The following is a 14,529-nucleotide window of genomic DNA, read 5'->3' as shown; positions in this document are numbered from 1 at the left end:
TTCGCGCGCTCAGTGCTGCTTTGGGGCCGACATTAGCCTCGCGTGCCAGCTTGTCCAGAGAGCTCGATCACGGTGGCCACATCCGAAAGGCCATAGCCATTGAATTGCGTGCTCATGGCGGAAGAATAAGCACCAAGCCCAGGGAACAGCACATAATCGCCTATCACGCTGTCTTCGGGCAACGGCAGACCATCCGGCAGACGGTCCAGACTGTCGCAGGTCGGGCCGAACACGATGCGCGGTTTGCGCGGCGCCGACCTGTGCTGCCCCTCGGCGCTGACCACGGTCACGCGCCCGGGCAAGCCCATGTCGCGGATGTCGACCAGCCCGCCATAGATCCCATCGTTGAGGTAGACCACGCCGCCGCCCTGGCGGAGGCCTTTGATGCGGGCGGCAAGGGTAAAGGCCTCAGACACCATCGCCCGGCCCGGCTCGCAGATCAGCTCTGGCGCATCATCACCAAAGGCATCGTACACAGCAGTCCCAATGGCTGAAAACACCGTCTCAAGATCCGGCGCCACGCCATCACGGTTGGCGGCAAAGCCACCTCCGACGTTCAGCCGCGCCACCTTTACCCCGGCCGCATCGACGATCCGGCGGGCGGCGTGGATATATTCGACCCAAGCCGAGGCATCCTCACATTGGGTGCCGGGATGAAAACACAGAGCCGGTGTCCAGCCCTCTGCCGCCACCCGTTGCAGCAGCGCGATCGCCTCTTCCGGGGCGGCACCGAATTTGCTGCCAAAATCATAGGCTGCGCCCTCGACCGGCAAGGCAAAGCGCACCGCGATCTCGCAGTCGCGCGGCACATCTGCCAGCTTGTCCAGCTCGCTCGCCTCATCCACCGACCAGCTGGCCACGCCATGAGAGATACCCGCCGCGATTTCCACATCCGAACGCACCGGGTTATTGTAATGCATCACCGCATCCGCACTGGCCGCGCGCACCGCCTCCATTTCCGCTGGCGAGGCCACATCAAAGGCCGACACACCGGCGGCAACCAAATTGGACAGAACCGCAGGATGGGGGTTCGCCTTGACTGCATAGGTCACCAGCCCCGGAAAGCCGGTCAGGAACCGGTCCGCCACCTCGTGCAGCACCCGCGGCGAGAAATAGAGGATGGGATGATCCGGCTGCCGCCGCGCAAGATGCGTTTCGGGGTCAAGCCAGAGTGGGGGAATATGCTGCATAAGATCAAAGCCTTGTTGGACGGACTGCATGCCGATTGACGGTTTTCTTGCATTTTCGCCCAGTAGCGCGTCGATTTACCCCGTCACTATTGATATTATGACGGAAATTCCCGTCATTATGGCACTAAAAAATGCAGATAGACGAAACAGATCAGCGACTTCTGGCGCTTTTGCGCGACAATGCCCGCCGCCCGGTGGCCGAACTGGCGCGTCACCTCAATCTTGCGCGCACCACCGTTCAAACCCGGATCGAACGGCTGGAAACGCTGGGCGTTATCGCCGGATACACGCTGAAAATCTCCCCTGCAGTGCGCCCGCCCTTACAGGCGACAGTGCTGATCTCCATCGAACCCCGCAGCGGCCCCGAGGTTCTGGCCCGTCTGCGCAGCCTTCCGGGGGTCGAAGTGGTGCATACGACCTCGGGCCGGTTCGACCTGCTGGCGCAGGTCGTGGCGCAAACCACGGATGAACTGGACGAAACCATCGACCGCATTGGCGAGGCGCGCGGCGTGCGTTCCTCGGAAAGCCTGATCCACCTATCGACCAAACTGGACCGCAGCGGCAGCCGGGGCTAGGCGCCGCGCCCATCCTTCAACACCGGTGAAAACAGAATTTACGGGGTGCCAAAAGTAGTGCGCCCGACCGACTTTGCGGGCATCCGCATCAAAGTCTGGCCGGGCGTCTCGTGAATGGCGGACCGAGGGGAGGACCCGCTGTTCTCTTCATAAACCACCTTAGCGGCTCAGAGTTAAACCACCGTTACCGCCCCGCGCGTTGACGGCGCCAAAACCCGCATTATTCCCCCCGCCTGCCTTATTTTCCTGCCCGCCTTGGCACTTTCCCTTTGCCGCCCCGTTCTATATGGGAGAACGCGACGAAAAATGACACGCACGCAGGACCAAACCGATGGCGATGGAAAAGACATTCAACGCAGCCGAAGCCGAAAGCCGTCTTTACGCGGCCTGGGAAGAGGCGGGCTGTTTCAAGGCAGGCGCAAACGCGAAGCCCGAGGCTTCCACCTATTGCATCATGATCCCGCCCCCCAATGTCACCGGCGTCCTGCACATGGGCCATGCTTTTAACAACACGCTGCAGGACATCCTGATCCGCTGGAAACGCATGCAGGGCTTTGACACCCTGTGGCAGCCTGGACAGGACCACGCCGGCATCGCCACCCAGATGGTTGTGGAACGCGAACTGGCGAAAAACCAGCAACCCTCGCGCGCGGAACTCGGCCGGGAAAAGTTCCTGGAAAAGGTCTGGGACTGGAAAAGCCAGTCCGGAGGCACCATCGTCAACCAGCTGAAACGCCTCGGCGCCTCCTGTGACTGGTCGCGCAACGCCTTCACCATGTCCGGCGCCCCCGGTGCCCCGGAAGGCGAAGAGGGCAACTTCCACGATGCCGTGATCAAGGTCTTCGTGGAGATGTTCAACAAGGGCCTGATCTACCGCGGCAAGCGGCTGGTGAACTGGGACCCGCATTTTGAGACCGCGATTTCCGACCTTGAGGTGGAGAATATCGAGGTTGCGGGCCACATGTGGCACTTCAAATACCCTCTCGCGGGCGGTGCAACCTATACCTACGTCGAAAAGGACGAGGACGGGAATGTCACGCTCGAGGAGGAGCGCGATTACATCTCCATCGCCACTACCCGCCCCGAAACCATGCTGGGCGATGGCGCCGTGGCCGTGCACCCCGATGACGCGCGCTATGCCCCCATCGTAGGCAAGCTGGTCGAGATCCCAGTCGGCCCCAAGGAACACCGCCGCCTGATCCCGATCATCACCGATGAATACCCCGACCCCGACTTCGGCTCGGGTGCGGTGAAGATCACCGGCGCACATGATTTCAACGACTATCAGGTGGCCAAGCGCGGCGGTATCCCGATGTACCGCCTGATGGACACCAAGGGCGCGATGCGTGCCGATGGTGCGCCTTACGAAGAGGCGGCAACCACGGCCATGGCCGTCGCCAAGGGCGAACAGACCCTTTCGGAGGCCGAAGCCGACGCCATCAACCTGGTGCCTGAGGACCTGCGCGGTCTGGACCGCTTTGAGGCCCGCAAGGCCGTGGTGCAGCAGATCACCGACGAAGGTCTCGCGGTGATGGTGAAAGAGGCCAAGACGGACGACGAGGGCAACCTGGTCGAAACCATGGTGCCGCTGGTCGAGAACAAGCCGATCATGCAGCCCTTCGGCGACCGTTCCAAGGTGGTGATCGAACCGATGCTGACCGACCAGTGGTTCGTGGACGCTGAAAAGGTCGTCGGCCCGGCGCTGGAGGCCGTGAAGGACGGCACCGTCAGGATCCTGCCGGAATCGGGTGAGAAGACCTATTACCACTGGCTGGAGAACATCGAACCCTGGTGCATCTCGCGCCAGCTGTGGTGGGGCCACCAGATCCCGGTCTGGTACGGCTTTGACCTCTCCGGTGAAGGGTTCACCGATGACGAGGGCGATGGCGCGCTTGATCTGGTCGAAAGCCTGCGCCTGATGTGGGAGCAGAAGCTGCTGATCGGCGAAGAGCCGCGCCATTGCGCCGCTGATTTCGACAGCGTCAAACCGCAATTCGACGACATTCTGGTTGGCCTGCCGACGCCGCTGAACCACGCGCAGGTGGTTGAAGTCGAAACCCGCGCCGATGCGGTCAAGGCCTTTGCCGCCGCGCTGGCCGAGTATGAAACCACGCAGGATCCGACCAAACTGGTCTACCCGGTCTGGCGTGACCCCGATGTGCTCGACACATGGTTCTCTTCCGGTCTGTGGCCAATCGGCACGCTGGGCTGGCCTGAACAGACCGAGGAACTTGGCAAATACTTCCCGACCTCGACGCTGGTCACCGGGCAGGACATCCTGTTCTTCTGGGTTGCCCGCATGATGATGATGCAGCTGGCCGTCGTGGATCAGATCCCGTTCGACACCGTCTACCTGCATGGCCTCGTGCGCGATGCCAAGGGCAAGAAGATGTCGAAATCCACCGGCAACGTCATCGACCCGTTGGATATCATTGACGAATACGGCGCCGATGCGCTGCGTTTCACCAATGCGGCGATGGCGAGCCTCGGCGGGGTGCTGAAACTCGATATGCAGCGCATCGCCGGTTACCGGAACTTTGGCACCAAGCTGTGGAACGCCATCCGCTTTGCCGAAATGAACGAGGTCTTCACCGATGCGGTGCCGCAGACTGATGTGGCCGATCTGAAGCCCGAACAGGCCGTCAACGCCTGGATCATCGGCGAAACAGCCCGCGTGCGTGAGGAAGTGGACGCGGCGCTAGAGGCCTATCGTTTCAACGATGCGGCGCAGGCGCTTTACGCCTTTGTCTGGGGCAAGGTCTGCGACTGGTATGTGGAGCTGTCCAAGCCATTGTTGCAGGGTGAAGACGCCGCAGCCCAGGCCGAGACCCGCGAGACCATGCGCTGGGTCATGGATCAGTGCCTGATCCTTCTGCACCCGATCATGCCCTTCATCACCGAAGAGCTGTGGAGCCAGACCGGAACCCGCACCAAGATGCTGGTGCATGCTGATTGGCCCGCCTACGCCGCCGCTGACCTGGTCAATGCCGAGGCCGACCGGGAGATCAACTGGGTGATCTCGGTCATCGAGAACACCCGCTCTGCCCGCGCGCAGATGCATGTGCCTGCGGGCCTCAAGGTCGCCATGTTGGTGACCGAGATCGACGAGGCCGCCCAGACCGCATGGGACCGCAACGAGGCGCTGATCAAACGCCTTGCGCGGATCGACAGCCTGACCAAGGTCGACAGCCTGCCCAAGGGCTGTGTTTCGATCTCGGCGCCCGGCGCCTCCTTTGGCCTGCCGCTCGCCGATATCATCGACATCGACGAGGAAAAGGCACGCCTTGAGAAAACCCTTGGCAAACTGGCCAAGGAACTTGGCGGCCTGCGCGGACGGTTGAACAATCCGAAGTTCGTGGCCTCCGCCCCCGATGAGGTGGTGGAAGAGGCGCGCGAGAACCTTGCCGCCCGCGAAGAGGAAGAAACCAAGATCAAAGAGGCGCTTGCCCGCCTTTCTGAACTCGGCTGACATACCCCTTGAAGCCGCCCGCGCAAAACGGGCGGCTTTCACTAGGCGCAACCCCGTTATTTAACGAATTTTTTAGATTTTCCGGAACCGAACGGGGAAATTCAGGCCAAGGCGGCCATTGTTTTTGTGTCGCTTCTGTTTCAGCTTATCAAAAAGACAAAAAGGATTCCGAATGCCAAAGGGATATTGGGTTGCCCATGTCGATGTTGACGATATGGAGCGTTACAAGGACTACGTGGCGGCCAACGCGGCGCCCTTTGCCGAATACGGCGCGAAATTCCTGGTGCGCGGCGGCGCGAAAGAAGTCCGCGAAGGACAAACACGCGCCCGCACCGTCGTGATCGAATTCAAGGATTTCGACACCGCAAAGGCCTGCTACGACTCGGTCGCCTATCAAGACGCCAAGGCGCTGCGCGATCCGGTCTCGACCGGCGACATGGAAATCATCGAAGGCTACGACGGTTAGAAACTGTTGGCCCCACCGGCGTTGCAGGGTATCCTGATCTCATGCTCAAAAAGCTCTTTCAAGCCTTCCGCCCGCCGCAGCCCCCGGCGCTGCCGGATCCCGACGCTGAACTGGCCCTCGGGGCGCTGATGGTGCGCGTGGCGCAGTCCGACCGGGAATATCAGCTGGAAGAGATCAGCCTGATCGACCGGATTCTGGCGCGGCTATATCAGCATAACGCCATTGAAGCGGCCAAGGTGCGCGCCAGCTGCGAAAAACTGCACGCCGCAGCGCCCGAGACCGATACATTCGGCCGCCTGATCCGCGAAACCACCGGGCTTGACGAACGGCTCGCCGCGCTGGACGCCCTGTGGGAAGTGGTGCTGGCGGATGGCGACGAACACGAGGGCGAAGTCAAGATCGTGGAAGACGCCCGCAAGGCCATGGGCCTGTCCTATGCCGACAACGAAACCGCGCGGGAGCGGGCGCGCCGCAAACTCGCCAACGCCTCAGAGGAAACTCAGACTTGTTCCAGGACCTCCTGAACCGCCTTCTGTCCCCCGCGAAAGTCACCCTCGCGGATGAGGACGCCCGACTGGCCCTCTGCGCCCTTCTGGTGCGCGTCGCACGATCGGATCACAACTACTCCGAAGAGGAAAAGGACCGGATCGACCGCATCAACCAATCCCGCTACGGGCTGGACATGGGAGGCGCGATCCTGCTGCGCGAAGAGGCAGAGGCGATGGAGGCCGAGGCCCCCGACACCGTCCGTTTCACCCGCGCCATCAAGGATGCCGTGCGCTATGAGGACCGCACCGCGGTGATCGAGGCGCTTTGGATGGTCGCCTTGGCTGACGGCCACAGGGATGACAGCGAGGATACTTTGCTCAGGCTCTCCTCCAGCCTGCTTGGGGTGAACGACCGGGACAGCGCCCTGGCCAGACAACGTGCGGAGGCTGCACTGTGATTGCTTTTCTTGGAATGTACGACCGCCCGGAAACCGCCGAGGCCAATGACCGTCTTTGGGCGGCAATACGTGAGGCGCTGGACGGCGAATGGGACGTCCCGGAGGCGCTGGACCGCAAAAGCGATCCCTGGAGCGCCTGGACGGCAAAGAACCTGCTGCTGGCCCAGACCTGCGGCTGCCCGCTGCGCACCCGTCTATACGGCGAGGTACAGCTGATCGGGACCGCCGATTACGGCCACGCAGGCTGCGCGCCGGGGCATTACTACAGCGTCTTTGTTGCCCGCAAGGATGCAGATGTCTCCCGCCTGAGCCAGCTTGATGGCAAGGTCTTTGCCTATAACGACGGCCTGTCGCAATCCGGCTGGGCCGGACCGCTGATCCATATGCAGGATGAAGGCATGCTGCCCGGCGAATTGCTGGAGACTGGTGGCCACCGGGAGTCTGCTCTGGCCGTGGCAGAGGGGCGCGCCGATTTTGCCGCCCTTGATATCCTATCTTGGGAATTGATGCAGCAATACGACGATTTCGCCGCCGACCTTCAGGCCTTTGAGCGCACCGCGGAGACACCCGGCCTGCCCTTTATCACGGCCATCGGGAACGCTCCGGACGTGCTGTTCAAGGCGATTGAAACCGCGATTTCCAACCTCGACGAGGACACGCTGGCGACGCTGCACCTCAAGGGCATCGTACAAATTCCCATGTCCGATTATCTGGCGGTACCGACACCGCCCGGCCCGGTGCTTACCGGACAAAAGATCCGCGCCCGCGCCAAGGCCTGATGCATTGTCCGTTTTGTCGGCAGGCCTGACCGTTTCGCAGGAAACCACGGATCTTTGTGCGGTTTGAACATTGCAATTCGGCTTTTTTTGGGTCCAATAAGACAAAATTTTATCCAACCGGACGACGCGCACCTTGACCGAAACAACGACCAAAGCAACGCCTGCGAGCAAAACTGCACCCGACGCCACTCCGGTTCTGGAGATGCGCGGTCTGCATAAATCCTATGGCGATCTGGAGGTCATCAAGGGCGTCGACATCACCGCCCCGCGCGGCGCCGTGGTGTCGTTGATCGGCTCATCCGGGTCTGGCAAATCGACGCTACTGCGCTGCTGCAACCTTCTGGAAGACAGTCAGCAGGGGGAAATCCTGTTCAAGGGCGAGCCGATCAAATGGGTCGGCAGCGGCCTGAGCCGTCGCCCTGCCGACGCAAAACAGGTTCTGCGCATCCGTACCAACCTGTCGATGGTGTTCCAGCAGTTCAACCTGTGGTCCCATATGACCATCCTGCAAAACGTGATGGAGGCGCCGCTAACGGTGCTGAAACGCGACCGCGCCGAGGTTGAAGCCTCTGCGCGCAAGTATCTCGACAAGGTCGGCATCGGCGACAAATGCGACGTTTACCCGGCGCAGTTGTCGGGTGGCCAGCAGCAGCGCGCCGCCATCGCCCGCGCTCTGTGCATGGAGCCCGAAGCACTGCTGTTCGACGAGCCCACCTCGGCGCTCGACCCGGAATTGGAGCAGGAAGTCGTCAAGGTGATCAAGGATCTGGCCGCTGAAGGCCGTACCATGATGATCGTGACCCACGACATGAAGATGGCAGAGGACGTCTCCGATCACGTCGTGTTCCTGCATCAGGGATTGATCGAGGAACAAGGCACCCCGGCCGAGGTCTTTGGCAACACCAAATCCGAACGACTGAAGGCTTTCCTGTCTTCGACCAAACGCTAAAACCAATAAAACGACCAATAACCAACCAAAACGGGAGTATACTCATGAAATCCATTCTTCTCGGCACCGCCGCCCTGGCCCTGACCGCGGGCGTGGCACTGGCAGATACCGTGCGTCTGGGCACCGAGGGCGCCTACCCTCCCTACAACTTCATCAACGACAAAGGTGAAGTGGACGGGTTCGAGCGCGAGCTGGGTGACGAGCTGTGCAAACGCGCCGAGCTGACCTGCGAATGGGTCACCAACGACTGGGATTCGATCATCCCGAACCTGACCTCGGGCAACTACGACGCGATCATCGCGGGCATGTCGATCACCGAAGAGCGTGAAGAAGTCGTCGACTTCACCCAAGGCTATACCCCGCCGTCGCCCTCGGCCTATGCCGCGATGTCCAGCGATGTGGACCTGACCGGTGGCATCATCGCCGCCCAGACCGCAACCATCCAGGCCAACCACGTGGTCGACACCGGCGCGACCCTGGTGGAATATCCGACCCCGGATGAAACCATCGCAGCCGTGAAATCCGGCGAAGCTGACGCCGTTCTGGCCGACAAGGATTACCTGGAGCCGGAAGTCGAAGCCTCTGACCTGGTCTTCGTCGGTGACGATGTACCGCTGGGCGGTGGCATCGGCATGGCCTTCCGCGAAAGCGATGACGAGCTGCGCGGCAAGTTCGACGCCGCCATCACCTCGATGAAGGAAGACGGCAGCCTGAACGAGCTGATCACCAAATGGGAAGTCGGCGGCACCTGGTAAGCCACGCCTGCCCTTTCCAAGAGACTGGCAAAGGGGGGCACTGCTCCCCTTTGCTGTATTCCCCCCGTTGCGCGCATGATCCGGCTCCGTCAGGAGGGATGCGGGTGACATAGACGACGAGGTCAGCCATTTTCTCCTATTGCTCAGACCCGGCCACCCTGGAGGGCCTCCAGTGGCTGTCATGTTACCTGACCACCGGAAAGCACATGGGATTTTATCTCGCTTTCGGGACGGTCCTGCTGCTGCTCGCCATCACTGCGCCGCTGGCGCTCCTGTTCGGCTTTGGTGGCGCTATTGCAGCCCGCTCTCACTTCCCGCCCCTGTCCTGGCTGGGCAAGGGATACATCGCCATCGTGCGCGGTGTGCCCGACATTGCCTTCTTCCTATTCTTCGTCATCGCGCTGGATCAGGGAATTGAATGGCTGCGCCACAAGGTCAAATGCCCGGACTGGGATCAACCGATCCGCCAGGGCAGCGATTTTCTGGTCTGCGACATCGCCAAGATGCCGCTGGGCACCTCGCCGCAGTGGATTCACGAAGTCTATGGCTTCTCCCTTGCGGTGGTGACCTTCGCCATCGTGTTCGGCGCCTTTGCAGCCAACGTGCTCTATGGCGCGATGAACGCGGTGCCGCGACCGCAGATCGAAACCGCCGAGGCCTATGGCATGACACGCAGGCAGGCCTTCTGGCGCATTCAGGTGCCGCAGATGTGGACCTATGCCCTGCCCGGCCTGTCGAACCTCTGGATGGTGCTGATCAAGGCGACGCCGCTGCTGTTCCTTCTGGGCGTCGAGGATATCGTCTACTGGGCGCGTGAACTGGGCGGCTCCAAGACGGCCAAGTTCACCGATTACCCGCACGGCGACTGGCGCATGTGGTATTTCCTGGCGCTGCTGGTCTTCTACCTCGCCTTTACCAAGGTGTCAGAGGTGGTGCTGGCCCGGATCACGACCCGCCTGTCGCATGGGCAAGCCACCCTGGGCGGTGAAGCGCAGAGGAAAGCCAAATGAGCTGTATCGAGACCATTCAGGCCTACGCCTTCCGCTCACTTGGCTACGGGGAACGCCTGCTGCCGCGCAGTGATTTCACCCTGTGCGAACATTTCACCCTGATCGGATCAGGGATGATCTGGAACATCTATTTCGGCACCCTTGCGGTGATTACCGGCTTCTTCTTTGCCAACCTTCTGGCGGTGGCAAAAAACTCGCAGTCCGCGGTCTGGCGCAAACCGGCAGAATGGTTCATCTTCGTTTTCCGGGGATCGCCACTCTTCATCCAGTTCTTCTTTGCCTATTTCCTGTTCCTCGAGATGAAAGGCTTCTCGCCCATCCTTGATGCCTTCTCCTCGGCCTGGTTGGGGGCGCTGGTGGTGTTGTTCTTTAACACCTCCGCCTATAGCGCCGAGATCTTCTATGGTGCGCTGCGATCGATCCCCAAGGGCGATATCGAGGCGGCGGACGCCTATGGCCTGTCGGGCTGGCATCGGTTCCGGCGCATCATGTGGCCGACGATGATGCGTCTCGCCTGGCCGTCCTACACCAATGAGGCAATCTTCCTGTTCCACGCCACAACGCTGGTCTTCTTCTCCGGCTTCCCAGCTTGGCGGCAAAAGGGCGATGCGCTCTATTACGCGAATTACTTTGCGGACAAGACCTTCAACCCCTTTGTGCCCTATCCGATCCTGGCCTTCTATTTCATCCTGCTGACGCTTTTGATCATAGGTCTGTTTGGCCTTGTGAACAAAAGACTGAACCGGCACGTACCGAAGGAAAGACGGGTCAAAATGCGGTTCAGGCCAAGCCTTATCCGCTGAACGCCGCCACGGAATAGCACTTTGAAAATGGCTCCTTCGGGGGCCATTTTTTGTGCGCAGGCGCGGCTGCGACAATTTTTGATCAAATTTTGATTGCGTCTTTACGCGGCTCGGGTAGAACTATGGGCAGAAACAATGGAGCCCCCCATGGACCTGTCCGGCCTCAGAACCGTCCGCATTGCCGCCTGTGACATGAACGGACAGATGCGCGGCAAGCGCATGCCCGCAAGCGCAGCACATAAGTTGGATGATGGCACCGCGCGCATGCCGGTCTCGGTGCTCAACGTGGATATCTGGGGTCGCGACATCGAAGACAGCCCGCTTGTGTTCGAGACCGGCGATGCCGATGGTATCCTGCTGCCCACGGACCGGGGCGCCGTGCCCATGCCCTGGCTCAGCACGCCGTCCGCCCTGGTTCCGATGACCATGATGCTTGAGGATGGAACGCCGTTCATGGGCGACCCCCGTCAGGTTCTGGCTCATGTCCTGGAGCGTTATGCGGCGCGGGGATGGAGTGTGGTTGCCGCCACCGAGATGGAATTCAACCTTGTGGATGATGGCGGCGCCCAGCCCGGCCCGCCCATCGATCCGCTGACAGGGCGCGAGTTGGACCAGCAGTCCGTTCTGTCGGTGGCCGAGCTTGATGCCTTCGATGCCTTCTTTTCCGATGTCTACGAGGGCGCCGAGGCGATGGGCATTCCCGCCAAGGACGCCATATCCGAGGCTGGGCTTGGCCAGTTTGAGATCAACCTTGACCATCAGGATGCCATGCGCTGCGCCGACGATGCCTGGCTGTTCAAGGCCTTGATCAAAGGTTTGGCACGCAAACACGGGTTTGCGGCGACCTTCATGGCGAAACCCTATGCCGAGGAAGCCGGCAATGGCATGCATGTGCATTTCTCGGTGGTGGACGAAGCCGGAAACAACATTTTCGACAATGGCACAGATGCCGGGTCCGAGCTGCTCCTGAATGCGGTGGCCGGTTGTCTGGCCGCAATGCCCGCCAGCACCCTGATCTTTGCGCCCCACGGCAATTCCTATGACCGGCTGATCCCCGGCGCCCATGCCCCTACCAGCGCGGCCTGGGCCTATGAAAACCGTACCGCCGCAATCCGCATTCCAGGCGGCAGCCCCAAGGCGCGCCGGATCGAACACCGCGCCGCAGGCGGGGACATCAACCCCTACCTGATGCTGGCAACGGTACTGGGCGCGGCCCTTGTCGGGATCGAGGACGCGATGCAGCCCCCTGCCCCTTCGAGTGGGAATATCTATGACATCAAGGGCCTGCCGCAGCTTGCCGCGACATGGCAGGAGGCAATCGACCTGTTCGAGAGCGATCCCATCATCGCCCGCATCCTGCCAAAAACCGCGATCCGCAATCTGGTGATGACAAAACGGCAGGAACTGGAGGAATTCGCCCGCCGCCCTAAAGAGAGCCACTGGCTGTCCTGGCTCGAAGCGGTATGATCCCTTGCCTGGCCTTTATGGCTCGGCTACAATAAATTTGATCAAATTTGGTGACCCATGAAAATCGGCATTCTGCAAACCGGCCATGCCCCGGACGACCTGATCGACAGCTCAGGTGATTACGACCAGATGTTCTGCGACCTGCTGGCCGGGCACGGTTTTGAATTTCAGACCTGGGCCGTAGTCGATGGGGTGTTCCCCGACGGTCCCGATGCGGCGGACGGCTGGATCATCACCGGATCCAAACACGGCGCCTATGAAGACCACGACTGGATCCCGCCGCTAGAGGAGTTGATCCGCAAGATCGACGCCGCGAAACGCCCCATGGCAGGGATCTGTTTCGGACATCAGATCATCGCACAGGCCCTCGGCGGCAAGGTCGCCAAATTCGATGGCGGCTGGGCGGTGGGTCACGTGACCTATGAACAGGACGGCCAGCCGGTGACCCTGAACGCCTGGCATCAGGATCAGGTTGTGACCCGCCCCAAAAGCGCCCGGGTGCTGGCCGGCAACGATTTCTGCGAAAACGGAATCCTGGCCTACGGTGACCACATCTGGACCGTGCAGCCCCACCCGGAATTTTCAAACAGTTTCGTACAGGGGCTGATCGAGAAACGCGGCCGCGGCGTAGTGCCGGACCCCATTCTGGAGCGCGCCGCCGCAGGCCTCAGCACCCCCGTAGACAACCTTAAGATCGCAACCTTCCTCGCAGAGTTTTTGAAGAAAGAGAGGACCTGATGTCCGCCTGGCTCGACACGCTTCCCGACGCCGCCAAATCCTACCTGGAGGGCCGTCGTCTTGACGAGGTGGAATGCGTTATCTCGGATCTGCCGGGCATCGCCCGCGGCAAGGCTGTCCCGGCCACCAAATTCGCCAAGCAGGAATATTTCCACCTGCCCGACAGCATCTTTTACCAGACCATTACCGGGGACTGGGGTGAGGCCGCAGACGAGGATGGCTTCATCGAAAAGGACATGACGCTTTATCCCGACATGACCACCGCCACGGCGGCGCCGTGGACCGGGGACTGGACGCTTCAGGTCATTCACGATGCCTTTGACCGCGACGGCAACCCGATTGCCTGCTCGCCCCGCAACGTGCTGAAACGCGTTGTGCAACTCTACCACGACAAGGGCTGGGAGCCGGTGGTGGCACCCGAGATGGAGTTCTTCCTGGTCGCCCGCAACGTCGACCCGGCCCATGAGATCAAACCAATGATGGGCCGCTCGGGTCGCCCCGCGGCGGCGCGACAGGCCTATTCGATGACGGCCGTGGACGAATTCGGCCCGGTGATCGACGATATTTACGATTTCGCCGAGGCACAGGGATTCGAGATCGACGGCATCACCCAGGAAGGCGGCGCCGGGCAGCTGGAAATCAACCTGCGCCACGGCGATCCGGTGAAACTGGCGGATGAGGTCTTCTACTTCAAACGCCTGATCCGTGAGGCCGCGCTGCGCCACGACTGTTTCGCGACTTTCATGGCCAAACCGATCGAGAATGAGCCCGGATCGGCCATGCATATCCACCATTCGATCATCGACAAGGCCACCGGAGAGAACATCTTCTCCGGACCCCAGGGCGGTGAAACCGACGCCTTCTATCACTTTATCGCCGGTCTGCAGAACCACCTGCCCGCCGGGATCGCAGTGATGGCACCCTATGTGAATTCATACCGCCGCTACGTGAAGGATCACGCCGCGCCGATCAATCTGGAATGGGGCCGCGACAACCGCACCACCGGCATCCGGGTACCGCTGTCCAGCCCCTCGGCCCGCCGGGTGGAAAACCGCCTCGCTGGCATGGATTGCAATCCCTATCTGGGGATCGCCGTGTCGCTGGCCTGTGGCTATCTTGGCCTGATCCAGGAGGAGCGCCCGCGCCGCCAGTTCAAGGGCGATGCCTACGAGGGCGAAGGCGATATTCCGCAGGTTATGGGCCAGGCCCTGGATCTGTTCGATACGGCCACCGAACTGCACGAAATCCTCGGCCCCGAGTTCGCGCGCGTCTATGGCATCGTCAAACGCAGCGAATACGAGGAATTCCTGCAGGTGATCTCCCCCTGGGAGCGTGAACACCTGCTGCTGAACGTCTAGGCAGCAACCGTTCCTGCCCACTTC

The 14,529-nt window shown here is 61.2% G+C and carries 14 protein-coding genes; 13 read left to right on the top strand and 1 reads right to left on the bottom strand.

Annotated features, from left to right (window positions below; genetic code table 11):
* Positions 1 to 32: 32 nt before the first annotated feature.
* Positions 33 to 1,190: a type III PLP-dependent enzyme gene (locus tag AC5SSZ_RS04420; protein ID WP_495437179.1), complete on the bottom strand. Its 1,158-nt coding sequence runs from the start codon at positions 1,188 to 1,190 to the stop codon at positions 33 to 35.
* Positions 1,191 to 1,321: 131 nt separating this feature from the next.
* Between AC5SSZ_RS04420 and AC5SSZ_RS04415 the strand changes: the two genes are divergently transcribed.
* The 13 genes from AC5SSZ_RS04415 to AC5SSZ_RS04355 all read left to right on the top strand — a co-directional run bounded on the left by AC5SSZ_RS04415 (position 1,322) and on the right by AC5SSZ_RS04355 (position 14,505).
* Positions 1,322 to 1,765, top strand: coding sequence for an Lrp/AsnC family transcriptional regulator (locus AC5SSZ_RS04415; protein WP_065270684.1), 444 nt, complete (start codon positions 1,322 to 1,324; stop codon positions 1,763 to 1,765).
* A 331-nt stretch (positions 1,766 to 2,096) separates the two neighbouring features.
* Entirely contained in the window at positions 2,097 to 5,234 is a 3,138-nt protein-coding gene (locus AC5SSZ_RS04410) for a valine--tRNA ligase (protein ID WP_495437176.1), read from the top strand.
* A 172-nt stretch (positions 5,235 to 5,406) separates the two neighbouring features.
* A complete protein-coding gene (locus AC5SSZ_RS04405) occupies positions 5,407 to 5,700 on the top strand; it encodes a DUF1330 domain-containing protein (protein WP_065270686.1) in 294 nt (97 codons plus the stop codon).
* A gap of 41 nt (positions 5,701 to 5,741) precedes the next feature.
* Entirely contained in the window at positions 5,742 to 6,224 is a 483-nt protein-coding gene (locus tag AC5SSZ_RS04400; protein ID WP_065270687.1) for a tellurite resistance TerB family protein, read from the top strand.
* Entirely contained in the window at positions 6,206 to 6,646 is a 441-nt protein-coding gene (locus tag AC5SSZ_RS04395; protein ID WP_065270688.1) for a tellurite resistance TerB family protein, read from the top strand. The genes AC5SSZ_RS04400 and AC5SSZ_RS04395 overlap by 19 nt, the downstream gene beginning before the upstream one ends.
* Positions 6,643 to 7,425 (top strand): phosphate/phosphite/phosphonate ABC transporter substrate-binding protein, encoded by a 783-nt coding sequence (locus AC5SSZ_RS04390; RefSeq protein ID WP_368947076.1) that lies wholly within the window; start codon positions 6,643 to 6,645, stop codon positions 7,423 to 7,425. The genes AC5SSZ_RS04395 and AC5SSZ_RS04390 overlap by 4 nt, the downstream gene beginning before the upstream one ends.
* Before the next feature lie 202 nt (positions 7,426 to 7,627).
* Positions 7,628 to 8,374, top strand: a complete 747-nt coding sequence (locus tag AC5SSZ_RS04385) for an ABC transporter ATP-binding protein (RefSeq protein ID WP_065273507.1) — start codon at positions 7,628 to 7,630, stop codon at positions 8,372 to 8,374.
* Between the two features lie 44 nt (positions 8,375 to 8,418).
* On the top strand, positions 8,419 to 9,129 hold the full coding sequence (locus AC5SSZ_RS04380) for a transporter substrate-binding domain-containing protein (protein ID WP_065270690.1): 711 nt from the start codon (positions 8,419 to 8,421) through the stop codon (positions 9,127 to 9,129).
* Positions 9,130 to 9,257: 128 nt separating this feature from the next.
* Complete coding sequence (locus AC5SSZ_RS04375) at positions 9,258 to 10,139, top strand: ABC transporter permease (RefSeq protein WP_082995986.1); 882 nt, start codon at positions 9,258 to 9,260, stop codon at positions 10,137 to 10,139.
* Positions 10,136 to 10,942 (top strand): ABC transporter permease, encoded by an 807-nt coding sequence (locus tag AC5SSZ_RS04370; protein WP_274838510.1) that lies wholly within the window; start codon positions 10,136 to 10,138, stop codon positions 10,940 to 10,942. The genes AC5SSZ_RS04375 and AC5SSZ_RS04370 overlap by 4 nt, the downstream gene beginning before the upstream one ends.
* 147 nt (positions 10,943 to 11,089) lie before the next feature.
* Positions 11,090 to 12,409, top strand: a complete 1,320-nt coding sequence (locus AC5SSZ_RS04365; protein WP_274832548.1) for a glutamine synthetase family protein — start codon at positions 11,090 to 11,092, stop codon at positions 12,407 to 12,409.
* Between the two features lie 57 nt (positions 12,410 to 12,466).
* The gene (locus AC5SSZ_RS04360; protein WP_369001484.1) at positions 12,467 to 13,147 is read left to right on the top strand and encodes a type 1 glutamine amidotransferase; all 681 of its coding nucleotides are present in this window, start codon (positions 12,467 to 12,469) and stop codon (positions 13,145 to 13,147) included.
* Positions 13,147 to 14,505, top strand: coding sequence for a glutamine synthetase family protein (locus tag AC5SSZ_RS04355; RefSeq protein ID WP_065270694.1), 1,359 nt, complete (start codon positions 13,147 to 13,149; stop codon positions 14,503 to 14,505). Before AC5SSZ_RS04360 ends, AC5SSZ_RS04355 begins: the two co-directional genes overlap by 1 nt.
* The last annotated feature ends 24 nt before the right edge of the window (positions 14,506 to 14,529 follow it).

Source organism: Phaeobacter sp. CC-HEC084, assembly GCF_059429255.1.
The sequence above is the reverse complement of the archived record's forward strand: the minus strand, read 5'-3'. Positions and strand labels throughout refer to the sequence as shown.